The sequence below is a fragment of the Rhizobium sp. P40RR-XXII genome (genome assembly GCF_012641405.1).
GTDB lineage: Bacteria > Pseudomonadota > Alphaproteobacteria > Rhizobiales > Rhizobiaceae > Rhizobium.
In genome coordinates this window covers 173,828-194,957 of sequence record NZ_JABAII010000010.1, presented here as the reverse complement: position 1 = coordinate 194,957, position 21,130 = coordinate 173,828, and the positions used below count along the sequence as shown (strand labels likewise).

Annotated in this window: 21 protein-coding genes and 2 pseudogenes; 13 read left to right on the top strand and 10 right to left on the bottom strand. The window is 60.5% G+C overall.

Annotated features, from left to right (window positions below):
- Nucleotides 1–195 precede the first annotated feature (195 nt).
- The 7 genes from HGP16_RS20380 to HGP16_RS20350 all read left to right on the top strand — a co-directional run bounded on the left by HGP16_RS20380 (nt 196) and on the right by HGP16_RS20350 (nt 7,496).
- Nucleotides 196–1,008 carry a DeoR/GlpR family DNA-binding transcription regulator gene (locus HGP16_RS20380; RefSeq protein ID WP_168841811.1) on the top strand — a complete coding sequence of 271 codons (813 nt, stop codon included), beginning with the start codon at nt 196–198 and terminating at the stop codon, nt 1,006–1,008.
- Nucleotides 1,009–1,062: 54 nt separating this feature from the next.
- Nucleotides 1,063–2,058, top strand: a complete 996-nt coding sequence (rhaS, locus tag HGP16_RS20375; RefSeq protein ID WP_112342357.1) for a rhamnose ABC transporter substrate-binding protein — start codon at nt 1,063–1,065, stop codon at nt 2,056–2,058.
- A gap of 70 nt (nt 2,059–2,128) precedes the next feature.
- Nucleotides 2,129–3,664 carry a sugar ABC transporter ATP-binding protein gene (locus tag HGP16_RS20370; RefSeq protein WP_168841810.1) on the top strand — a complete coding sequence of 512 codons (1,536 nt, stop codon included), beginning with the start codon at nt 2,129–2,131 and terminating at the stop codon, nt 3,662–3,664.
- A 112-nt stretch (nt 3,665–3,776) separates the two neighbouring features.
- Complete coding sequence (locus HGP16_RS20365; protein ID WP_168841809.1) at nt 3,777–4,781, top strand: ABC transporter permease; 1,005 nt, start codon at nt 3,777–3,779, stop codon at nt 4,779–4,781.
- On the top strand, nt 4,778–5,794 hold the full coding sequence (locus HGP16_RS20360) for an ABC transporter permease (RefSeq protein ID WP_168841808.1): 1,017 nt from the start codon (nt 4,778–4,780) through the stop codon (nt 5,792–5,794). The genes HGP16_RS20365 and HGP16_RS20360 overlap by 4 nt, the downstream gene beginning before the upstream one ends.
- The gene (gene rhaM / locus HGP16_RS20355) at nt 5,791–6,117 is read left to right on the top strand and encodes an L-rhamnose mutarotase (RefSeq protein WP_168841807.1); all 327 of its coding nucleotides are present in this window, start codon (nt 5,791–5,793) and stop codon (nt 6,115–6,117) included. Before HGP16_RS20360 ends, rhaM begins: the two co-directional genes overlap by 4 nt.
- Nucleotides 6,114–7,496 (top strand): FGGY-family carbohydrate kinase, encoded by a 1,383-nt coding sequence (locus HGP16_RS20350; RefSeq protein WP_168841806.1) that lies wholly within the window; start codon nt 6,114–6,116, stop codon nt 7,494–7,496. Before rhaM ends, HGP16_RS20350 begins: the two co-directional genes overlap by 4 nt.
- Here HGP16_RS20350 and HGP16_RS20345 read toward each other — a convergent pair.
- On the bottom strand, nt 7,493–8,317 hold the full coding sequence (locus HGP16_RS20345) for an aminoglycoside phosphotransferase family protein (RefSeq protein ID WP_168841805.1): 825 nt from the start codon (nt 8,315–8,317) through the stop codon (nt 7,493–7,495). The two genes, HGP16_RS20350 and HGP16_RS20345, sit on opposite strands and share 4 nt — an antisense overlap.
- Nucleotides 8,318–8,725: 408 nt before the next feature.
- On the opposite strand from HGP16_RS20345, the gene HGP16_RS20340 reads away from it, so the two are divergent.
- The 3 genes from HGP16_RS20340 (at nt 8,726) to HGP16_RS20330 (ending at nt 10,787) form a co-directional block, all read left to right on the top strand.
- Complete coding sequence (locus HGP16_RS20340; RefSeq protein WP_168841804.1) at nt 8,726–9,832, top strand: branched-chain amino acid ABC transporter substrate-binding protein; 1,107 nt, start codon at nt 8,726–8,728, stop codon at nt 9,830–9,832.
- 212 nt (nt 9,833–10,044) lie between these two features.
- Nucleotides 10,045–10,338 carry a type II toxin-antitoxin system Phd/YefM family antitoxin gene (locus HGP16_RS20335; protein ID WP_168841803.1) on the top strand — a complete coding sequence of 98 codons (294 nt, stop codon included), beginning with the start codon at nt 10,045–10,047 and terminating at the stop codon, nt 10,336–10,338.
- Nucleotides 10,339–10,505: 167 nt separating this feature from the next.
- Nucleotides 10,506–10,787, top strand: coding sequence for a hypothetical protein (locus tag HGP16_RS20330; protein WP_168841802.1), 282 nt, complete (start codon nt 10,506–10,508; stop codon nt 10,785–10,787).
- 129 nt (nt 10,788–10,916) lie between these two features.
- Here the strand turns inward: HGP16_RS20330 and HGP16_RS20325 are convergent, their stop codons facing one another.
- The 4 genes from HGP16_RS20325 to HGP16_RS20310 all read right to left on the bottom strand — a co-directional run bounded on the left by HGP16_RS20325 (nt 10,917) and on the right by HGP16_RS20310 (nt 15,051).
- Nucleotides 10,917–11,741 carry a sugar phosphate isomerase/epimerase gene (locus HGP16_RS20325; protein ID WP_168841801.1) on the bottom strand — a complete coding sequence of 275 codons (825 nt, stop codon included), beginning with the start codon at nt 11,739–11,741 and terminating at the stop codon, nt 10,917–10,919.
- 131 nt (nt 11,742–11,872) lie between these two features.
- Entirely contained in the window at nt 11,873–13,048 is a 1,176-nt protein-coding gene (locus HGP16_RS20320) for a dihydrodipicolinate synthase family protein (RefSeq protein WP_168841800.1), read from the bottom strand.
- Between the two features lie 12 nt (nt 13,049–13,060).
- Nucleotides 13,061–14,215, bottom strand: a complete 1,155-nt coding sequence (locus tag HGP16_RS20315) for a Gfo/Idh/MocA family protein (RefSeq protein WP_168841799.1) — start codon at nt 14,213–14,215, stop codon at nt 13,061–13,063.
- 128 nt (nt 14,216–14,343) lie between these two features.
- On the bottom strand, nt 14,344–15,051 hold the full coding sequence (locus HGP16_RS20310; RefSeq protein ID WP_168841798.1) for a TetR/AcrR family transcriptional regulator: 708 nt from the start codon (nt 15,049–15,051) through the stop codon (nt 14,344–14,346).
- Between the two features lie 289 nt (nt 15,052–15,340).
- Here HGP16_RS20310 and HGP16_RS20305 point away from each other — a divergent pair, with 289 nt between their 5' ends.
- Complete coding sequence (locus tag HGP16_RS20305) at nt 15,341–16,552, top strand: TIGR03862 family flavoprotein (RefSeq protein WP_168841797.1); 1,212 nt, start codon at nt 15,341–15,343, stop codon at nt 16,550–16,552.
- A gap of 122 nt (nt 16,553–16,674) precedes the next feature.
- Here the strand turns inward: HGP16_RS20305 and HGP16_RS20300 are convergent.
- Together HGP16_RS20300 and HGP16_RS20295 are read right to left on the bottom strand one after the other, a co-directional pair.
- A pseudogene (locus HGP16_RS20300) lies at nt 16,675–17,540 on the bottom strand (nucleotidyl transferase AbiEii/AbiGii toxin family protein).
- On the bottom strand, nt 17,533–18,123 hold the full coding sequence (locus HGP16_RS20295) for a type IV toxin-antitoxin system AbiEi family antitoxin domain-containing protein (RefSeq protein ID WP_168841849.1): 591 nt from the start codon (nt 18,121–18,123) through the stop codon (nt 17,533–17,535). Before HGP16_RS20295 ends, HGP16_RS20300 begins: the two are co-directional and overlap by 8 nt.
- Nucleotides 18,124–18,685: 562 nt before the next feature.
- Here HGP16_RS20295 and HGP16_RS20290 point away from each other — a divergent pair.
- Nucleotides 18,686–19,339, top strand: coding sequence for a DUF433 domain-containing protein (locus HGP16_RS20290; RefSeq protein WP_168841796.1), 654 nt, complete (start codon nt 18,686–18,688; stop codon nt 19,337–19,339).
- A gap of 112 nt (nt 19,340–19,451) precedes the next feature.
- Complete coding sequence (locus HGP16_RS20285; protein WP_246703388.1) at nt 19,452–19,754, top strand: hypothetical protein; 303 nt, start codon at nt 19,452–19,454, stop codon at nt 19,752–19,754.
- Nucleotides 19,755–19,920: 166 nt separating this feature from the next.
- Here HGP16_RS20285 and HGP16_RS20280 read toward each other — a convergent pair whose 3' ends face one another.
- The 3 genes and pseudogenes from HGP16_RS20280 to HGP16_RS20275 form a co-directional block, all read right to left on the bottom strand.
- Complete coding sequence (locus tag HGP16_RS20280) at nt 19,921–20,256, bottom strand: SDR family oxidoreductase (protein ID WP_312862896.1); 336 nt, start codon at nt 20,254–20,256, stop codon at nt 19,921–19,923.
- 5 nt (nt 20,257–20,261) lie between these two features.
- Entirely contained in the window at nt 20,262–20,375 is a 114-nt protein-coding gene (locus tag HGP16_RS34075; protein ID WP_246703420.1) for an SDR family oxidoreductase, read from the bottom strand.
- A 3-nt stretch (nt 20,376–20,378) separates the two neighbouring features.
- Nucleotides 20,379–20,966, bottom strand: a pseudogene (locus tag HGP16_RS20275) (amidohydrolase); the annotation flags it as partial.
- Nucleotides 20,967–21,130 lie beyond the last annotated feature (164 nt).

Genomic DNA, 21,130 nt, shown 5'->3' with positions numbered 1-21,130 from the left:
TCACATCAAGTCTTGCGGGCGGACCGGATCATGATGGAACCACCCTTTGTGAGCAGGGTATCGCTCACGCATAGTCACCTTGTCAATCGAAAACGATCAAATTCGATAATGTTGCGATGCAATATGAAAGTTTATGATCGTTTGTGATTGACACGTTGTCATATTTGCGAAATAACCGCCAACAAGGAGGAGCCGATGCACGAACGTGAACGCCATCGCATTATTCTGAGCGCCGTACAGGAAAAGTCTGTCGTGACGATTCAGGATATTTCCGAGCTGACCGAAGCTTCGGAAGCGACGATACGCCGTGATATCGCCGCCCTGCATGTGCAGGGAAAAATCCGGCGCGTGCGCGGTGGCGCGGAATCGATCCATCCCCCTCAGCTCGGCAATCTGGCGGCGCGGCCCTTTCGCGTATCCGAAGCCGTCAATATCGATAGGAAGCGTGCAATTGCGCGCAAGGCGGCTGAACTCTGCAATCCCGGCGACGCCATCATCATCAATGGCGGCACGACCACATTCCAGCTCGTGCACTATATTTCGGCCTTCCGGCTGCAGGTGATGACCAATTCCTTCGCCATTGCCGAACATCTGATCAAGCATTCGAAGAATACGGTGACGGTGCCTGGCGGCGCGATCTATCGAGAGCAGAGCCTGATCCTCTCGCCCTTCGACAACGATACCATCCGGAATTTCTACGCGCGGCGCATGTTCATCGGCGCGCAGGGCGTCGGCCCGCTTGGCGTCATGGAAGCCGACGCGCTGGTCATCCAGAGCGAGCAGAAACTCATGCGTCAGGCCGACGAGCTTGTCGTCATGGTCGATTCCAGCAAGTTCCGTCAGCGCTCCAGCCTGATCCTCTGTCCGCTTGAACAGGTCTCGACCATCATCACCGATGACGGCGTCACCGCCGAGACGGTGCGCATGATCGAGGATGCGGGCATCTCGCTTGTCATCGCAAATATTTCGGCTCAGGCCGAGGAGGAAGATTCCCCGTCGGTCGCATAAAAGACATGGCTCAGACGGGGTGAGCATAGCCTATCAACCTTGGGAGGAACTGACATGAATATAGCAAAGAAACTGGCGATCGGCGTTGCGCTCGCCGCCACGCTTTTCGCCGGCGCGGCCAGTGCAAAGGACGTCAAGATCGGTCTCGTGGTGAAGTCGCTGGGCAACGGCTTCTTCGAGGCCGCCAACAAGGGCGCACAGGAAGCAGCCAAGGATCTCGGCGGCGTGCAGGTGATCTACACCGGCCCGACCTCGACCACGGCCGAAGGCCAGATCGAAGTGATCAACTCGCTGATCGCGCAGGGCGTCGATGCCATCGCGATTTCCGCGAACGATCCCGATGCGGTCGTCCCAGCCCTCAAGAAGGCGACGCAGCGCGGCATCAAGGTGATCTCCTGGGATTCCGGCGTCGCAAAGGCCGGCCGCATCCTGCAGCTGAACCCTTCGTCCAACGAGCTGATCGGCAAGATGTGCCTGACGCTCGCCAAGGATCATCTCGACGGCGGCAAGGGCAATTTCGCCATCCTGTCGGCAACGACCACATCGACGAACCAGAACATCTGGATCGGCGAGATGAAGAAGCAGCTCAAGGATTTTCCGGGCCTCAATCTCGTGACGACCGTCTACGGCGACGACCTCTCGGACAAGAGCTATCGTGAAGCCCAGGGCCTCCTGACCTCGCATCCGGAAGTCAAGGTCATCGTCGCCCCGACGACGGTCGGCGTGCTTGCCGCTTCGCAGGCCGTCAAGGATGCCGGCAAGATCGGCCAGGTCTATGTCACCGGTCTCGGCCTGCCGTCCGAAATGGCCGGCGCGATCAAGTCGGGCGCCACGAAGGAATTCGCGATCTGGAATCCGATCGATCTCGGCTACTCCGCAACGCAGATCGCCTATCGCCTCGTCAAGGGCGAGACCGACGGCAAGCCGGGCAGCGAGATCAATGCCGGCCGCATGGGCAAGATCAAGGTCGGCGAAAATGGCGAGGCCGCCATGGCCGATCCGTTCGTCTACAACGCTTCGAACATCGATCAGTTCTCCAAGGTTTTCTGATCGATAGCCTTCGCAGCTCTCCGGCGGCGTCAGCCGCCGGACCCAATTTCACTATTCCGGTACATTGCTGATGACCACAGTCCTTCAACGATCCCTAGCGGACGCACCAGCCGCGAACAATCAGGCCATCCTGGAAATGCGCGGCATTTCCCAGATCTTTCCCGGCGTCAAGGCGCTGGATGGCGTCAGCATTTCGCTTTATCCCGGCAAGGTGACCGCCCTGATCGGCGAAAACGGCGCGGGAAAATCGACGCTCGTCAAGATTCTCACCGGCATCTACCGTCCGAACGAGGGTGAAATCCTCGTCGATGGCAGGCCTGTGGCCTTCGCCCATGCACAGGCCGCCATCGATGCCGGCGTCACGGCCATTCACCAGGAAACCGTGCTCTTCGACGAACTGACCGTCGCCGAAAACATCTTCCTCGGCCATGCGCCGCGCACGTCCTGGCGCACCATCGACTGGAAAACGATGAACAGCCGGTCGAAAGAACTCCTCGAATCGCTGGAAAGCGCGATCGATCCCGCAATCCGATTGAAAGACCTCTCCATTGCGCAGCGCCATCTCGTCGCGATCGCGCGCGCTTTGTCGATCGAGGCCCGCATCGTCATCATGGACGAGCCCACTGCCGCCCTGTCACGCAAGGAGATCGACGATCTCTTCCGCATCGTCGAAGGGTTGAAGGCAAAGGGCAAGGCTGTCCTGTTCATCAGCCATAAGTTCGATGAGCTCTATGAAATCGCCGACAATTTCGTCGTCTTCCGCGACGGCCGCGCCGTTGGCCATGGCGAGCTGAAGGCGACGCCGCAGGACGAGATCGTCCGCATGATGGTCGGACGCGACGTCAAGGACGCTTTCCCGAAAGTGCCCGTCACCATCGGTGACACCGTTCTCGAGGTCGACAAATACTGTCACCGCACCGAATTCCGCGACATCTCCTTCAAGCTGCGGCGCGGTGAGATTCTCGGCGTTTACGGCCTGATCGGCGCCGGACGCTCCGAGCTTTGCCAATCGCTCTTCGGCATCACCAAGCCGCTGTCCGGGCGACTGACGCTTGACGGACTGGAAATCCATGTGCGCTCGCCGCAAGACGCCATTCGCGCCGGCATCGTCTACGTGCCGGAAGAGCGTGGCCGCCACGGCCTGGCGCTGCCGATGCCGATCTATCAAAACATATCGCTGCCCTCGCTCGGACGCACCTCGCGCAAGGGTTTCCTGAAGGCGGCCAATGAATTCGCCCTCGCACGCAAATATGCCGAACGGCTTGATCTGCGTGCCGCCGCCCTTTCCGTGCCGGTCGGCACGCTCTCCGGCGGCAACCAGCAGAAGGTCGTCATCGGCAAGTGGCTCGCGACACAGCCGAAGATCATCATTCTGGACGAGCCCACCAAGGGGATCGATATCGGCTCCAAGGCAGCCGTCCATGGTTTCATCAGCGAATTGGCGGCCGAAGGCCTCAGCATCATCATGATCTCCTCGGAACTGCCCGAGATCCTCGGCATGGCGGATCGCGTGCTGGTCATGAAGGAAGGCCTGTCCGCGGGCCTGTTCGAGCGCGAGGGGCTGACGCCGGAAACCTTGGTGCGCGCCGCCACGGGCAACGCATAGAGCGGCATGGCTTTTCTTCGATCAGCCAGAACGCTCTCTCTGTTTGTTTTTGCCGCATTTGTGCGGCGCCAGGTGAGGACACCTGGCTGCAAAATGCTTTAGGGAGGACGGGATGCCACGCATCCTCAAAAAGCGCGAAACACTGCTCGCCATCATCATCATCGTGATGATCGCCGGCTTCGCAACGCGTGCGGCCGGCTTTGCCGAGCCCGCCAATCTCGCCAATATCTTCAACGATACCTCGATCCTCATCATCCTGGCGCTCGCCCAGATGACGGTCATCCTGACGAAATCGATCGACCTCTCCGTCGCCGCCAACCTGGCGCTGACGGGCATGGCGGTCGCGATGCTGAACGCGGCCTATCCCGACATTCCGCTGATCGCGCTCGTCATCATGGCGATCCTGATGGGCGCGGCTCTTGGCGCCATCAACGGCTATCTCGTCTGGGCTCTGGAAATCCCGCCGATCGTCGTGACGCTGGGAACCTTGACGATCTATCGTGGCATGGCTTTCGTGCTGTCGGGCGGCGCCTGGGTCAATGCCCATCAGTTCACGCCGATCTTCCTGAACGTACCGCGCGCACAGCTTCTCGGCCTGCCGGTGCTCGCCTGGATCGGCATCGCAATCGTGCTGATGATGTTTCTGGTGCTGCGCTATACGCAATTCGGCCGCTCAGCCTATGCCAGCGGCGGCAATCCGGTTGCGGCCGTCTATGCCGGCATCGACGTCGGCTGGACGCGGTTCCTCGCCTTCGTTCTGTCCGGCGTGCTCGCCGGCCTCAGCGGCTATCTCTGGGTTTCGCGCTACGCCGTCGCCTATGTCGATATCGCCAACGGTTTCGAGCTTGATAGTGTGGCGGCCTGTGTCATCGGCGGCATTTCGATCGCCGGCGGTGTCGGTTCCGTCGCCGGCGCCGTCCTGGGCGCGCTCTTTCTCGGCGTCATCAAGAACGCCCTTCCGGTCATCGGTATCTCGCCGTTCACGCAGATGGCGATATCAGGCACCGTCATCATCCTTGCCGTCGTCTTCAACGCCCGGCGCGAACGCAACCGCGGCCGCATCATCTTGCGCGATCAGGCAGCAAAGGACACCGCCAACCAGGGAGCAGGCGCATGAGCAACGGTTCGCAAGCGGCAACGGCGGAAAAACGCGCTATTCCGAATCGCCTCGGCACGCCCTTCAAGCGCATCATGGCAAGCTGGGAAACGCTGCTCCTTGGGGTCGCGGTCGCGATCTTCATCTTCAATTCGCTGGCCTCGCCCTATTTCCTCGATCCCTACAACCTCTCCGACGCGACATTCAACTTTACCGAAAAGGCGATGATCGCCTTTGCCATGGCGCTGCTCGTCATTGCGGGCGAGATCGACCTTTCGGTCGCAGCCATCATCGCGCTCGCCTCGACGGCCATGGGCGGCGCCGCCCAGCTTGGCATCGACACGCCCGGCCTTGTCGCCATCGGCCTGGGTGTCGGCCTGATCTGCGGGCTTTTTAACGGCTTCCTTGTCTCGGTGCTGAAGTTGCCGTCGATCGTCGTCACCATCGGTACGATGAGCCTGTTTCGCGGCATCTCCTATATCGTGCTTGGCGATCAGGCCTATGGCAACTATCCGGATAGTTTCGCCTATTTCGGCCAGGGTTATGTCGTCTGGGTCTTCTCGTTCGAATTCGTGCTGTTCATCGTGCTGGCGATCGCCTTCGCGATCCTGCTGCATGCTACGAATTTCGGCCGGCAGGTCTATACGATCGGCAACAATGACTTTGCCGCGCGCTTCTCCGGCATTCCGGTCGAGCGGGTCAAATTCATCCTGTTTCTCCTGACCGGCCTGATGAGCGGCATTGCCGCCGTCTGCCTCACCTCGCGGCTCGGCTCGACGCGCCCGTCGATCGCGCTCGGCTGGGAGCTGGAGGTCGTGACCATGGTGGTGCTTGGCGGCGTGTCGATCCTCGGCGGGTGGGGGACGATCGGTGGGGTCGTCATCGCGGCCTTTGTCATGGGCCTCGTCACCTTCGGCCTCGGCCTGCTCAATGTTCCGGGCATCGTCATGTCGATCTTCATCGGCCTCCTCCTCATCATCACCATCGCGCTGCCGATCGTCGCCAGGCGCCTCAAGACCATGAGCGCCAAATGACATCCGCTCTCGAACGCCACGCCTTCAAGATGACGCTCAATCCCGGCATGGAGGCCGAATACCGGAAGCGCCACGACGAGATCTGGCCCGAACTCATAGAGCTGCTGCATCAGGCTGGCGTCAGCGATTATTCGATCCATCTCGACCGCGACACGAACACGCTCTTCGGCGTGCTGACGCGGCCGAAGGATCATTCCATGGCGAGCCTGCCGGAGCATCCCGTCATGAAGAAATGGTGGGCGCACATGGCCGACATCATGGCGACCAATCCCGATAATTCGCCTGTCCAGAGCGATCTCGTCACGGTCTTCCATCTGCCATGAGCAACGAAACAGCCTATCGCCATATCGCCGTGATCGACATCGGCAAGACCAACGCCAAGGTCGTCGTGCTCGATGCGGAGACGGGTGCCGAGCTCGTCGCGGTCAAGACCGCGAACAGCGTTCTGAAATCAGGCCCCTACCCGCACTACGATATTGAGGGGCTGTGGGATTTCATCGTCTCGGCCCTCAAGGGCTTTGCCAGCACACCGGGATTCGACGCCATTTCGATCACCACGCACGGCGCATCCGCTGTGATGCTGGCGGCCGACGGCAACCTTGCCATGCCGGTTCTCGACTACGAGCACGACTATCCCCAAGCCCTTCAGGATGCCTACGCGCGATTGCGACCGGACTTCAGCGAGACGTTTTCGCCCGGACTGTCGGTCGGGCTCAATGTCGGCGCACAGATCCATTATCTGAAAAGCATCTTTCCCGCCGATTTCGCCCATGTCGCCACGATCGTGACCTATCCGCAATATTGGGCGCTCCGCCTGAGCGGCATCGCGGCCAACGAGGTGACGTCGCTCGGCTGCCACACCGATCTCTGGAACCCGACCACGCAAAGCTACTCCTCTCTGGTCGACACACTTGGCATCCGCACGCTGATGGCGCCCATACACTCGGCATTCGATGCACTCGGGCCAGTGCTGCCGACGCTTGCCGCGGATATCGGTCTGGCGCAGGCCGTGCCCGTCTATTGCGGCATTCACGATTCCAACGCCTCGCTTCTGCCGCATCTGGTGGAGAACGAAGCCCCCTTTGCGGTCGTCTCGACGGGGACATGGGTGATCAGCTTCGGCGTTGGCGGCGATCTCGCCCATCTCGATCCCGAGCGCGACGCGCTGGCCAACGTCGACGCCTATGGTCGCGCCGTCCCGTCCGCCCGTTTCATGGGTGGCCGCGAGTTCGAGATTCTGGCAGCCGAAATCGGCACCGCACCGACCGCCGCCGTCGAGGGCGCTCTTGAAACGGTGATCGAGAAAGGTCTGATGCTGTTGCCCAATGTGGTCGAGGGATCCGGCCCGTTCCCGGGCAGAAAAATGCAATGGGTCGGCAATGCGACGGATACCGCCGAACGGCTCGCAGCCGTCAGCCTTTACCTTGCGCTGATGACGGAAGCCTGCCTCGATCTGATCGGTGCCAAAGGGCCGATCTTCGTCGAGGGTCCGTTTGCTCTCAATCGTGCCTATCTCGTCGCGCTGGCCGCGGTGACGTCCAGCGATGTCATCGCCTTGCCAGGTTCGACCGGAACCAGCCAGGGCGCCGCACTGCTGACGGGAATTCGTCCAGCTGCCGTCGCGGAAAATGCGCCTGTCCGTGCTGAACTGCGGGGATTGCAACGCTACCAGCAGGTCTGGCGGGATGCTTTGGCCGATTAAAGGCTCATCCTGTCCAGTTCAGCCGCCGCAATATCCGCGACGCGAAGAGTTGGCCGAACGTGCTCGTCCTCGCCATCCTCGATCAGCCATGCCGCCGAAAGGCCCGCCCAGGCAACAATCCATTGCAACAAGCGCTGACGCTCGAGCCGTGCGGCTTCAGCAACAATGCCCACCTGCCGCGCAAGGCGGCCGGGCGCGGTTGCGACGGAGTTGTCCGGATTGCAGAAGAGGTTGGCATAGTCGAACCCGCGTTCACCCACCAACCCCTTCGGATCGATCGCGAGCCAGCCCCGCTCCGCAAAGTCCAGAATATTGCCGTGATGAATATCGCCGTGCAGGGTCACGACATCCCGCGGTTCCGATAGCAGCGTACAGGCGGTCGCTGCGGAGCGCACGAAGACGCCGCCTTCACGCCGCGCCGCAGCTTCGAGCGAACGAAACCGATCGAAGAGCGGGATCAATTGCGGCAAGGATATTCCACGCGGGGCATGAAGCCCGGCGACCGCCTCGCAGATGATGCGGCTTGCCTCATCATCTTGACCATTCCGCGCCATCTCGGCGAGGGAGCGGCTGCCTGTCGCTCGCTCGAGCAGAACGGCATCGTCCTTGTGCTGGAGGACATGCGCGGCACCGACCCCGTTCCACCAGACCATGAGCTCGGCGCCCGATTTCTCTTCCGGCGCGTCGGCGATCTTGAGCATGGCCGGCACGCCATCCCGCCGCACGGGAAAAAGCCGGCTGGAATGCGTGACGATCGGGGCGCCATCAGGGATCAGCCGCCAGAGGTCGAAATAAACTCCGGAATTGTCATTCTCGCTCATGCGGCATCCGGCTCCTTAAGCACACGTCAGATAACAACAAGCGGCATCGCTGCCGCGGTCCATGCGACGTTAAAGGCAACGATTTCCATTTTTGGATCCACCCGTCATACAGCCATATCACTTAGGCTTTGGCAGTGAAGATACAACAACCATCCCTCGTCAAAACGAAACGAAAAATCGTCAAAATTGTCTTTGATACGGTTATTTTCTTGCGGAATCGTCACAATATTCCTACAGAAAATACCCTTATGGGCGCTTTCGAGATCAAAAAATGTCCGAAGGCGATCATCGGCTTCGATATCAGCCCTGTCTTCTTGAAAAGAACGCCTCACGGCAGTTTGCGCGTCGAGACAGGCGATTGCAGACGGGTTCAAAGGGCGCTGCCGCGCCTATCCAAGGAGAGCTAACATGAGTCTGAAGACATTGACGGCCGCGACCTTCGTCGCTTCGCTGGCCTTCGCACCTCTCGCGCATGCGGATATCACCATCGGCCTCATCGCGCCGCTGACCGGCCCGGTCGCGGCCTATGGCGAACAGGTGAAGAACGGCGCGCAGACCGCCGTGGACGAAATCAACAAGAGTGGTGGCGTTCTCGGCCAGAAGCTCGTTCTGAAGCTCGGCGACGACGCCGGCGACCCGAAGCAGGGCGTATCCGTCGCCAACGGCTTCGTCGGCGAGAGCATCCGCTTCGTCGTCGGCCCGGTCACGTCGGGTGTCGCCATTCCGGTTTCCGACGCGCTTGCCGAAAACGGCATCCTGATGGTCACGCCGACCGCGACGGCTCCGGACCTGACCAATCGCGGCCTCACCAACATCCTGCGCACCTGCGGTCGTGACGACCAGCAGGCAACCGTCGCCGCCGAGTATGTGGTGAAGAACTTCAAGGACAAGAAGATCGCCATCCTCAACGACAAGGGCGCCTACGGCAAGGGCCTGGCAGAGGCCTTCAAGGCGACCCTCAACAAGGGTGGCGTCACCGAGGTCGTCAACGACTCGCTGACCCCCGGCGAAAAGGACTACAGCGCTCTGACGACGAAGCTGAAGCAGGCCGGCGTCGAGGTGATCTACTTCGGCGGTTATCACCCGGAAGCGGGCCTCCTTGCCCGCCAGCTGCACGACATCGCCGTCAAGGCGCAGATCATCGGCGGTGACGGCCTGTCCAACACCGAATATTGGGCGATCGCCAACGATTCCGCAGCCGGCACGCTCTTCACCAATGCATCCGACGCCCTGAAGAACCCGGCCTCGCAGAGCGCCGTTGCCGCCCTGAAGGCACGCAACATTCCGGCCGAAGCCTTCACGCTCAACGCCTATGCCGCCGTGGAAGTGCTGAAGGCTGGCATCGAGAAGGCTGGCAAGGCAGATGATGCCGAAGCCGTCGGTGCTGTGCTGAAGAAGGGCGAGCCGGTCGACACCGCCATCGGCAAGGTCACTTACGGCGAAGCCGGCGACCTGACCTCGCAGAGCTTCTCGCTCTACAAGTGGGAAGGCGGCAAGATCGTGTCGGCTGAATAGGCCGTCGTATCTGCGCTTTGAAATAGAGCCGGGCCATTTCTTGGCCCGGCTTTTTTTGCGAAATTTGGGCGCAACCGCCGGCGGGTTTCTCAGATCCGCCAAACCAATAAAATCGCTGCGATCTGAAAGGGAGGCTGTGCCGCAAGAAGCCCGCCTTGAAATTCCGACCACTTTTGTGTGAGTTGTGCATGTTACGGAAAATGGAGGTCAGTATGGCCAGTGTACCTGCTTCAGAATTCCAAAAGAATTTTGGCGAATGGCACGAAAAGATGCACCAGGCTCCCGTCGAGATCACGAAATATGGCAGACCAACAGCATACTTAGTGTCGGCGGGAATGTTTCATCAGCTTTGGCAGAGATTTAGAGTTTCTCTCCCTGTAGGGGCCTTGTCGGAAAGTGATGTGAGCCGAATTATGGAGGCTCGCGTGGAGACCGATACTCCTTACAATCTGGACGACATCCCGGATATCGACGAAAGCCTCGAGCCATTTCCATTGAAGCGTTGACCTAATGAAAATACCCGCTCTGCAGCCCATTGGCCACGTCGTCGCCTATGAGTACTTATGGTCGAGCAAAGCCAAGAAGCGGCAGGATGGTGAAAAGGTTTATCCCACCGCGCTGATACTGTCCACGCGGGATGAACTCGGATCAATATTGGCGTGGTATCTCTCATATGCGTCCGCCGGAGGGTCGTAGAGCTATTGAAGTCCCGCCGCAATTACGCCGATACATCGGCTTGGATGCCGAACCGCAATGGATTTACACCGATGAAGTCAATGCCTTCGTCTGGCCTGGTCCAGATCTGCGTCCGGCACAGTGGATATCTCAGCGCCCAATTGTTGAAAACACGTGTGTGCTCGGCGCATTGCCAGAAGACTGGTTCAATTTGGTCAAAAACCATTTTCTGGAAAGCTATAAACTTGATCGCATGAGACTCACTAAAAGAACCTCATAGCTAAGGAAGCATGCGAAGCACACGCTCATCGCGCATTTCAGTTGACGCTACCCACCCAAAAGGGGCGTTAGCGGCACTTGCCATCCAATAGCGCTTTTTATTGCCGATCTTTGCCTGAACGGCCGCCTCTTAGCACACGGTGCGGAAGCGCTCGGCGCAGGTGGACAAAACCTCCTCGCCCGGCCGCTTCCACCAATTGTTCTCAGAGAAGATCTCGACTTCCTGCTGGCCGAAAAAGCCCGCTTTTTCGATCTCGGCGCGGATGCGCTTGAGATCGATGACGCCGTCACCCATCATGCCGCGATCAAGCAGCAGATCCGTGGTCGGCACGAGCCAGTCGCAGATATGATGCGCCAGGATGCGGCCACCAGCGCCGGCGCGCGCGATCTGCTCATAGAGCTTCGGATCCCACCAGACATGATAGACATCGATGGCGACACCGATGCCTTCGCCGAGAAGATCGCAGATATCGAGTGCCTGCTCCAGCGTGTTCACGCAGGCGCGGTCGCCGGCATACATCGGATGCAGGGGCTCGATCGCCAAGGGTATTCCGGCGCTGCGGGCATGCGGCAGGATCGCGGCAATGCCGTCCGCCACCATCTCGCGGGCATGGGCGATATCCTTCGATCCCGGCGGCAACCCACCGACGACGAGAACGAGGCAATCGGCATTCAACGCCGCCGCTTCGTCGATCGCGCGTTTGTTGTCGTCGATCGCCGCCGCCCTGCCCTCGGCATCGGCGGCAGGAAACATGCCGCCGCGGCAAAGGCCAGTGACCTTGAGCCTGTTGTCGGCAACGATGCGAGCGGCTTCGGAAAGCCCGATCTTGTGCACCTGATCGCGCCAGGGCGCGATGGCGACGATATCCTGCTTCAGGCAGGCTTCGACCGCCTGTCGCATGTCATATTGCTGGCGCACGGTCGCCAGGTTGATGGACAGACCCTCTACGGCCATTGCGATGATCCTCCCCAATCCTCTTATTCGCTAGACCCGAATGACTTCCATTCCACACGTCATCGCGCTCCAGCTATTTGATATTGCATGATCTTATCCAAAAACCGCTTCGCACTTTCTGGGATCATGCCTTAGTCGATGCCGGCCGTAGCAAGGATCGCCTTCATCCGGTAAACGGCCAGATCCGGATCGCGCAGCACCCGCGCCGTATCCGCCAGGCGGAACAGCTCCGAAAGATGCTGGATCGAACGGGTGCTCTGCTGGCCGCCGAGCATCTGGAAGTGATCCTGGAAGCCGTTGAGATAGGCGAGGAAGACAACGCCGGTCTTGTAGAAGCGCGTCGGCGCCTTGAAGATGTGGCGCGATAGCGGAACGGTCGGCGCCAGGATCGAATGGAAGGCGTCGAGGTCGTTCTCGGCAAGCCTTGCCAAAGCGGCGCTCGCGGCCGGCGCGATGGCATCGAAGATGCCGAGCAATGCATGCGAATAGCCCTGTTCGTCCCCGGCGATGAGTTCGGCATAGTTGAAGTCGTCGCCGGTATACATCTTGACCGACGGATCCAGCCGACGGCGCATGACGATTTCCTTCTCCGCGGAAAGCAGCGATATCTTCACGCCATCGACCTTGGCCGCGTTCTGATTGATGATCGCGACCGCCGTCTCCATGGCCCGCATATCGTCAGCCGATCCCCAATAGCCCGAAAGCGCCGGATCGAACATCGAGCCGAGCCAGTGGATGATAACGGGCTCCTTCACCTGCCCGAGGATGCGGTCGTAGACACTTATATAATCGTCCGGGCTCCTGGCGGCGGCGGCAAGCGCCCGGCTCGCCATCAGAATGACCCGGCCGCCCTGCCCTTCGACATAGGCGATCTGTTCCTCGTAGGCGCGGATGACGTCATCGATCGTGACATCGGGACCGGGCTGCAGGTGATCGGTGCCGGCGCCATAGGCGATCACGGCATCCGGCCGGCCGCGGGCCGCCGACTGCGCATGCGCAATCAGCTCCTTCGCGCCGGCCCAGTCGAGGCCCATGCCGCGCTGCGCGGTATCCATCGCTTCCGCAACGCCGAGGCCGAGGCCCCAAAGATATTCACGGAAGGCGATGGTACGTTCCCAATCGATGTTTCGGTCGAGCCAGGGATCGTTGTCAGCAAGCGCGTCGACCACGACATGCGCGGCGGCATAGGCGACGCGATTGAAATGATGACCGCCCGCGGGCTTCACAGGCGCAATCAGGGGCTCGTTGGCGGGAGTGAACGCGGCAAGAGCGCCGCCCACCACCGGCAAGCGAAGGCTTCTCGTCATGATGCGACCCTCCTAGGCTGAAAGCGAGGGCACGCCGATCCAACGACGCTCCGCCCAGCTCTTTTGCGCAAGCTCCGCCAGTTGCACGCCCTTGGCACCCTCGCGAAGCGTGAACTTCCACGGCGCATCCTCGGCAACATGGCACAGGAACTGCTCCCACTGCGCCTTGAAGCCATTGTCGAAAGCTTGGGTATCCGGCACCTCTTCCCAGGTGTCGAAGAAATTGATCGGCTGCGGCTGATCCGGGTTCCAGACCGGCTTCGGCGTGTTGACCCGATGCTGCGTCCAGCAGCGCATCAGGCCGCAGACGGCCGAACCGTGCGTGCCGTCGACCTGGAAGGTGACGAGATCGTCCCGACGAACCCTGACCGCCCAGGAGGAATTGATATGGGCGATGACGCCGCCTTCGAGCTCGAACGTGGCATAGGCGGCATCGTCGGCATCGGCGGCATAGGTGTTGCCGTTCTCGTCGACGCGGCTCGGAATATGGGTAGCGCCGAGGCAGCTGACGGACTTGACCTCACCGAACAGATTGTCGAGCACATAGCGCCAATGCGGCAGCATATCGAGGATCATGCCGCCGCCGTCTTGTCTACGGTAGTTCCAGGAGGGACGCTGCGCCTTGACGCCCCAGTCGCCTTCGAACACCCAGTAGCCGAACTCCCCGCGCACCGAGAGGATCTTGCCGAAGAAGCCGCTGTCGCGCAGCATGGCGATCTTGCGCAGGCCCGGCAGGAACAGCTTGTCCTGGACAACGCCGTTCTTGACACCGCGCCGCTCTGCCGAAGCGGCAACCGACAAAGCCTCCCCTAGCGTCTCGGAGATTGGCTTTTCGCAATAGACATGCTTGCCGGCGGCAATCGCACGCTCCAGCAGATCGACGCGCATCTGCGTCGAACCGGCATCGAAGAAGATCGTGTTGGAAGGATCGGCCAGAGCTGCGTCGAGATCGGTCGTCGTCTTCGACAGGCCGTGCTTGCGGGCGATGGCCTCGATCTTTTCGGCATTGCGGCCGACGAGCACCGGCTCCGGCATCAACCTATCGCCATTTGCCAACAGGACCCCGCCCTGTTCGCGAATCGCCAGGATGGAGCGCACGAGATGCTGGTTATACCCCATGCGGCCGGTAATGCCGTGCATGATGATGCCGATCGGCTTCGCTGCCATAAGTCATTCCTCCCGCAAATAACTATATAGTTACATAACTGACACGCCGAGGCGATGCTGTCAACGGCCATCGACAACGGCCGCGGCGGCCGTCATCCGCAGTTGCTGACGTTGTCGCCTTAGTAATTCTACGGGCGCAGATAGGCGAAAATGACGTCGACGATATGCTCGCCCCACCGATCGATTTCGCCCTTTTCGGAGAGGTTGCGGCGGAAGATCGTCGAGAGCGTCCAGCGGTTCGTCAGGAAGAACGAGCCGAGTGCCGCAATGCTCATATAGATCTTCACCGGGTCGCAATCGCTGCGGAAGACGCCGGCTGCGGCGCCGCGGTCGAGCAAGCCGGAGATTTCAGCGACAAGCGGCGAATGCAGCTCGAAAATGCGTGCCGAGCGCTTCAGGAAGCGTGCCTTGTGCATGTTTTCCGTGCTGAGAATCCCGAGGAATTCGGGATGATCCAGAAAATACTGCCAGGTGAAAACGACGAGGTCCCGCATGCCGTCCTCGGGCGAACGATGCGAGAGATCGAGCCGCGCCTCCGCCGAGCGGATGGCGATATAGCTGCCCTCCAGAACGGCGACATAGAGCGCATCCTTGCCGCCGAAATAGTGGTAGAGCATTCGCTTGTTGATCTTGGCCCGCTCGGCGATGGAATCGACGCGCGCGCCGCCATAACCGCGCTCGGCAAACTCCTTGGTTGCGGCGGCAAGGATTGCCTTGCTGGTGCGTTCCGCATCCCTGAGGCGGGGCCGTTCCGAAGCTGCGCGCGCGGTCGTTTTTTCTGCATTCGCAAGGTCTTCGCTCTTTGCGCTGCGCTTCACGGTTTTGGCTTCCGACATCGTGGCTCCCGGCGGCATTTCATAGGGCTCATGCGGCCTTTCCTGACGCCGATAAGTAACCGATCATCGCATAAGTTGACAGTCCCTGGCCAATCGAGGGGCATAGTAACCATATGGTTATATCTATTTAAATGCGGACATGGCGGCGAAAGCCGCCGAAAACGAGGGGTTCGCGTTTTCGCCGGAGCCGAGTGGCCCGGCACGCCAAATGAGCCGGAAAGCCGCAACGACCTTGCTTTCGGACCCGGTCCGGCCCAAGAGAGCAATAGGCAAGCGGCACCGGACGACCATGACTGAAAAGCAAATCGCAATCATAGGCGGCGGCCCCGCGGGGTTGATGGCGGCGGAGACCTTGTCCCCGCTCGGCCATCATATCGTGGTCTACGACGGCATGCCGACGGTCGCGCGCAAGTTTCTGCTGGCGGGGAAATCCGGCCTCAACATCACGCATTCGGAAGATTACAGCCGTTTTGCCGACCGCTTCGGCGCAGCTTCGACCCGATTGCGCGCGGCACTCGACGAATTCGGGCCTGATGATGTCAGGACCTGGGCGGAGGGCCTGGGAACGGAAACCTTCGTCGGCTCGTCCGGACGCGTCTTCCCGAAAGTCATGAAGGCATCCCCGCTCCTGCGCGCCTGGCTTACGAGGCTGGAGGCGCGAGGCGTCAGCATCCTGACACGGCATCGCTGGTGCGGCTTCGAGGATAGTGGCCTTGCATTCGAAACGCCGCGGGGACGCGAGGCTGTCCGGCATGACGCCGTTCTGCTCGCGCTCGGCGGTGCGAGCTATGCCCGGCTGGGTTCGGACGCGGCTTGGGTCAGCTGGCTTCGCGACAAGGGGATCGATGTCGCCACCTTCCAGCCGGCCAATTGCGGTTTCGACGTGACCTGGAGCGCGCCGTTCGGCGAACGCTTTGCCGGAGAACCCCTCAAGGCCGTCACGGCAACATCGGAAGCCGGAACCTTGCCCGGCGAGTTCGTCATTTCGAAAACCGGGATCGAGGGCAGCCTCGTTTATGCGCACGGCGCCTCGCTGCGCGATCGTTTGGCGAAAAAGGGGGACGCATCGCTGATTGTCGATCTGGCACCCGGCCGAAACGAGGAGCGTCTGGCGCGCGATCTGGCGCGGCAGGATCCCAAAGCCAGTTTCTCCAATCGTCTGCGCAAGGGTGCCGGCATCGAAGGCGTCAAGGCTGGCCTGCTGCGCGAGCTTGCCGATCCGGCTGCGCTCTCTCATCCAGAAAGACTTGCGCGCCTGATCAAGGCCCTGCCGATTCCGCTGCTGAGGCCAAGGCCGATCGCCGAGGCCATTTCGTCGGCCGGCGGCATCCGTTGGAGTGAACTCGACGAGAGATACATGCTGAAAAAGCTCCCCGGCATGTTCGTTGCCGGCGAGATGATCGATTGGGAAGCGCCGACCGGCGGCTACCTCCTCACCGCCTGTTTTGCGACGGGCCGCGCGGCAGCCAGGGGCCTGGATGCCTGGCTTAAGGGTGGTTGATGCCGGACCTGATTGTGCATTTGGTATATATTTGAAATTCCTGCTAAATTCTTAGAGTCTGGCTCGAGGTCTCAACAATATCCGTAACGCCCTCCACAATCCAACGGTAAAGACCAAGCTGCTCATTTGCCCCGTCTCGCGGCTGCAATGGCATGAGGCATCAGGAGTGCGACGATGTCCGTGACGACATTCATCAATTCACCTGGATTATGAGCAAGGTCTTTAACAAACGCTCGCCATTGCCGCTGCTTTTGCTGATCCCTGGCAAATGCTTCCGTTAAAGCATCCGGTAGTTCCGTTGGGATCGGCGTCTCCGTTCGAAAGTGGCAGCGATTGCCCGCGCCAAGCTGTCATTGCTGGAATCGAACGACCTGCTGAGAATCCAGACGTCGTAGAAATCTTTCATCCAAGTGTTGGTACGCCCCAACGCCACCATCGCCTGAAACTTCTCGGCAATGACGGTTTCCCGCGCATAGCCCCTTAGTCGGGGTATTGGGAAGTCGAGAATGGAAGGGTAGTCCAGTTCTTCGGCGCCAGGCTCCAGTGCATCGCCAAAACCGATGTCGATCGTCAGACTGATCCGGGCGCCGCTGATCGAGGCCGTCGTCCTGAGCCTGAGCCCGCCATACTTCAGTTCCTCGCGAATGCGGTCGACACGAAGTGCATCAGCGTCGAATTCCACACCATCGCCGGCGTCCTGCACCAGAATCTCACGAAACATCGCAAGCATCGGCGCAGCGCTCGGATCGCCAAAGTCCAACAGATCAAGATCGCGCGTGCCGCGATGCGGATCGTCGAACCAGCTCATCATCAGCATCGCGCCCTTCAGCACGAAGCGATCAGCGTGGGGTGAGCGGCTGAGTCGAAAGAACAACCGCTCAAGAGCGAAACGGGTCAGAACCAAGTCGAAGCTCTGGCCACTTGCCTTGGCGAGTTGCAACAGGCGTGCACGCACAGAAGCGCCGATGTTCTTGATCTCTTTAGCCATTGGCGGTCAGCGCCTCAAGGTAAGGCCGGATCACCGTGGTGACGCCGCCGTGCTCGGCCTGTCTTGCAATTTCGCCGGGAGTGGCCTTACGCTGCCGAAGCGCTTCCTGGAGGCCCTCGATTGCCGCCGACAGGCCGATCTTGTTGCGATATCGGAAACAGTCCGCAATTGTTTTGACGATCCCAAAGACCTTTATGGGCACGCCCTCGACGACATGGGTCTCTACGCTTTCATTGAGCAGTGTTTCGGTGAAACGCACGATCCGCACAGGCGTGCTGTCGGATTTCGGAGCCCAGTCCTTCTGACCTATCGCCAGCCACACCTGCTTCGGAAGCTGGTCCGTCAGGCCGTGAAACGCGAGGGCCGACACAAGGCAGACAACGCCCTTGGGTACCCGTTTGGCAGCCTCAGCCAGGCTATGATTGGGGTCGAGCGGCGCGTCGGAGAGCTGATAAAGGCCGCGTGCAAGCCGGCGCACCTCCCCATGCCGCTCCATGCGGCTCATCGTGGCGGCCGTTACGCCGGCGTCGCGCAGCTCCACAAGACGCGCGATGCCACGCACCGTCAGTAGAGCGTGGGCGATTTGGCGTTGAGAGAGATTCGGGCAGTGATACGATAGCTCGGAACTAAGGAGGCATTATCCGAGGATTTGTATCAAAATCCGACGATCAAGGAAGCTCTGGCAAGCGGCGACTTTTCATCGAGCGCCTCTACTATACATTCAATGTGGCGCCTGGAGCCTATCTGGCCAATCGAAGCAAGCATGTTGAAGCGGATTTGAACCCATTGATATCCATCGCATCGGATCGTAGGTTTGGTGCATATGGCATGCTGTAGCGTTGGTTGCGGGGGTACGCAACCATCTCAACTTGCGCCTTCTCTCGACCTACCGACGCATCCTGGAACAGGTTGCCATGGCGGATCATCGCGACCTGTTTCGTGCCGCCGCGTAGAACAACACGCGGCGCCGCTCCGATTTCCCAATTCTAAATTTTCTCCATAGTCCTTCGTCGCATCGTGCACCAAGACCCTACATCTCCCTATGTTTCGAGATGCAGCGGTGCGAATGCCCACGTCAGACCTTGCGATTTCGGGCCTCTGATTATATGTTCCGGTCTATCGGAAGATTTAATCAGGAGGCCTACATGCCCGCTGTCGCGGAAATGCTGAAGGCGACCGAGGCCGCTGTCGTCTCGCGCGTGAGCCTGCGCGACATTAACCGCGTCATTGATGAGCGCATCCTGCCAGATGCCTTCGTGTCGCTCGACAACGGGCGGCATGTTCTCGCTGGCGCATGCTCCTTCATCGCGTTCTACTTCGAGAGCGCCAAGCGCCTCACCTCGGAAGAACGGCTGTTCGCCATTAAGACTGCCGGCCCTCGGCTGACGCGCTCCCGTGCGCTTGCCTGGGCGGCGCTGCTGCGCGAAGACTGGACCGTCCGCGACGAGTTCCTGACCATCGATCTATTGCCCTTCGTGAAGGGTACGAGCGAGCGGCTGGACGATCTGGCCGCGGCGCGCGAAATCGTCTGGACCTCCGACGATATTCTCAGCGGTACGCCGGTCATTCGTGGCACTCGCGTTCCCGTCTACGATGTCTCCGCAGCCGTCGCCGCCGGTCGCCCGATCGAGCGCATCCTTGACGCTTGGCCAAGCCTCGACGCCGAGAAGGTTCGCCTTGCCGCGATCTACGCGGAAGCCAACCCGCTCCGCGGTCGGCCTCGCGTATCCGGAGACCTCCCGGAAGGCTCGACCATCGTCACCGACCGCCGCGTACCTCGCCGTAGGAAGGCGGGATGAAGTTTCTAATCGACGAATGTCTTAGCCCGGAGCTTGCGAAGATCGCAATCGACAAAGACCACGGCGAAACCAGCCATATCGTTTGGCTGGGGCTCGCCGTAAAGACTGGGAGTTGACGCCGATCATCCTTGATGGTGACTGGACCTTCGTAACCAAGAACTCGGTCGACTTCCGGGGGCCAAGGGACAAGCCCGGAACGAAGGGGCAGTATGCCGATGTCGCGATCCATGCCGGCCTGGTCTGCCTCAACGGCCCGCCCGGCATGGATCTCGATATGCAGATCGAACTCTTCGAGCAGGCTCTGATCGAACTCGACGCCGATCCTGATCTGGTGAACCAGGTGCTCGAAATCACGCTAGACGACGATGATGATTTGCACGTGCTTCGCTACGCGCTCCCCGCCGAAGAAAGCTGAGGTGGCAGCATGGCCCTGACGATCGACAGCATGGCGCTACGGCTTCCCCGGTGCGATGTACCCGGTTGCAGTATCTCGAAGAGGAACTGCTTCGCCGCTACGACCGTGGCATCGTTTCGTTCGGCGTCCGCGCCACATGTCCGTTGGTGTGGAGCCATTATGGCGATCAGCACAACGGGATTTGTGCCGCGACGTGAACCACGGTCCGCACGCATAGATGGTCGTTCAGCAGCATCGTCAGAGCCCCCCCGAGGCCGCCGTCGACGGCGATCTCGGCCCCGAGCATGTAGCTCGAGTTGTCGCTCGCGAGGAAGGCGACCGCGACGGCGATTTCCTCGGGTTTGCCCATCCGGCCGGCCGGCACTTTTGAGCCGACCTTATCGGCGTAGACCCGGAATTCCTCCTCGGTCTGGCCCGGTGCGCGGTGGATCGGCGTCTCGATCGGCCCGGGGCTGACGGCATTGACACGGATTTTCCGATCGGTGAACTCGGCCGCCAGCACTCGGGTCAAGGACCGCACGCGGCCTTCGACGCCGACAAAGCCGCGCGGCCAGGCGTGCCGACCTGGCCGAGCCAGGAGGTGTTGAGGATGATCGAGCCGCCATTGGACATGATCGGCAAGACAGCGCCATGCCCTCCAAGTCCCCTGATCGTCAGGGTGACTGCGTCGATGGAGGCTGCGATGGGCCAGGCCTCGAAGAGAAAACGCCCGCTGTCAGACCCGGCCAGTTATGCAGCGCAAAGATTTCATCGCAAGGGAGCCGATCGAGGAGGCCATCGTCGATCATCAGTTGAGCGCCGCCAAAATTCTCTTCCGCCGGTTGGAATATGAAATGCACGGTTCCGGAAAAATCGTGTGTGTGACAGCAACCAGGCCGCACCCAGGAGCATTGCGGCATGGCCATCATGGCCGCAAGCGTGCATAACGCCGGAATGCCCGCTGGCATAGGGCAGTTTCGTTTCTTCCATGATTGGGAGTACGTCAAAGTCCGCGCGCAGTCCAATTGAGCGATTTCCGGCGCCGCGGCGCAACGACGCGACCAATCCAGTCTTTCCAAGGTATCGAGTGATCTGAAACCCCCAACCCTCGAGCTTTGCGGCAATGAAATCAGAGGTCTCATGCTCTTCCAGGCCTATTTCCGGAATGCTATGCAAGTGCTGGCGGATGTCGCGCAGCTCGGGCAGGAACCCGCCTAAGTCTATCTCCTGCATAATCCTCAACCTCCTGCCAGTTCAGTAGGACTGACCAGATCTTCGCCGCGCGGATTCTGGCAATCGTTCTCTTCCATCCCGTGTGAAGCGACGAAAATCTCACGTTCATCAGAGCGCGCGCTTTGACGACCTCGCTGCTAACGATGACAAGCCGCGACGGGCGC

Coding starts and splice junctions, on each gene's coding strand:
- HGP16_RS20380 (WP_168841811.1), top strand. CDS start 196: ATGCACGAACGTGAACGCCATCGCATTATTCTGAGCGCCGTACAGGAA.
- rhaS (WP_112342357.1), top strand. CDS start 1,063: ATGAATATAGCAAAGAAACTGGCGATCGGCGTTGCGCTCGCCGCCACG.
- HGP16_RS20370 (WP_168841810.1), top strand. CDS start 2,129: ATGACCACAGTCCTTCAACGATCCCTAGCGGACGCACCAGCCGCGAAC.
- HGP16_RS20365 (WP_168841809.1), top strand. CDS start 3,777: ATGCCACGCATCCTCAAAAAGCGCGAAACACTGCTCGCCATCATCATC.
- HGP16_RS20360 (WP_168841808.1), top strand. CDS start 4,778: ATGAGCAACGGTTCGCAAGCGGCAACGGCGGAAAAACGCGCTATTCCG.
- rhaM (WP_168841807.1), top strand. CDS start 5,791: ATGACATCCGCTCTCGAACGCCACGCCTTCAAGATGACGCTCAATCCC.
- HGP16_RS20350 (WP_168841806.1), top strand. CDS start 6,114: ATGAGCAACGAAACAGCCTATCGCCATATCGCCGTGATCGACATCGGC.
- HGP16_RS20345 (WP_168841805.1), bottom strand. CDS start 8,317: ATGAGCGAGAATGACAATTCCGGAGTTTATTTCGACCTCTGGCGGCTG.
- HGP16_RS20340 (WP_168841804.1), top strand. CDS start 8,726: ATGAGTCTGAAGACATTGACGGCCGCGACCTTCGTCGCTTCGCTGGCC.
- HGP16_RS20335 (WP_168841803.1), top strand. CDS start 10,045: ATGGCCAGTGTACCTGCTTCAGAATTCCAAAAGAATTTTGGCGAATGG.
- HGP16_RS20330 (WP_168841802.1), top strand. CDS start 10,506: ATGCGTCCGCCGGAGGGTCGTAGAGCTATTGAAGTCCCGCCGCAATTA.
- HGP16_RS20325 (WP_168841801.1), bottom strand. CDS start 11,741: ATGGCCGTAGAGGGTCTGTCCATCAACCTGGCGACCGTGCGCCAGCAA.
- HGP16_RS20320 (WP_168841800.1), bottom strand. CDS start 13,048: ATGACGAGAAGCCTTCGCTTGCCGGTGGTGGGCGGCGCTCTTGCCGCG.
- HGP16_RS20315 (WP_168841799.1), bottom strand. CDS start 14,215: ATGGCAGCGAAGCCGATCGGCATCATCATGCACGGCATTACCGGCCGC.
- HGP16_RS20310 (WP_168841798.1), bottom strand. CDS start 15,051: ATGTCGGAAGCCAAAACCGTGAAGCGCAGCGCAAAGAGCGAAGACCTT.
- HGP16_RS20305 (WP_168841797.1), top strand. CDS start 15,341: ATGACTGAAAAGCAAATCGCAATCATAGGCGGCGGCCCCGCGGGGTTG.
- HGP16_RS20290 (WP_168841796.1), top strand. CDS start 18,686: ATGCCCGCTGTCGCGGAAATGCTGAAGGCGACCGAGGCCGCTGTCGTC.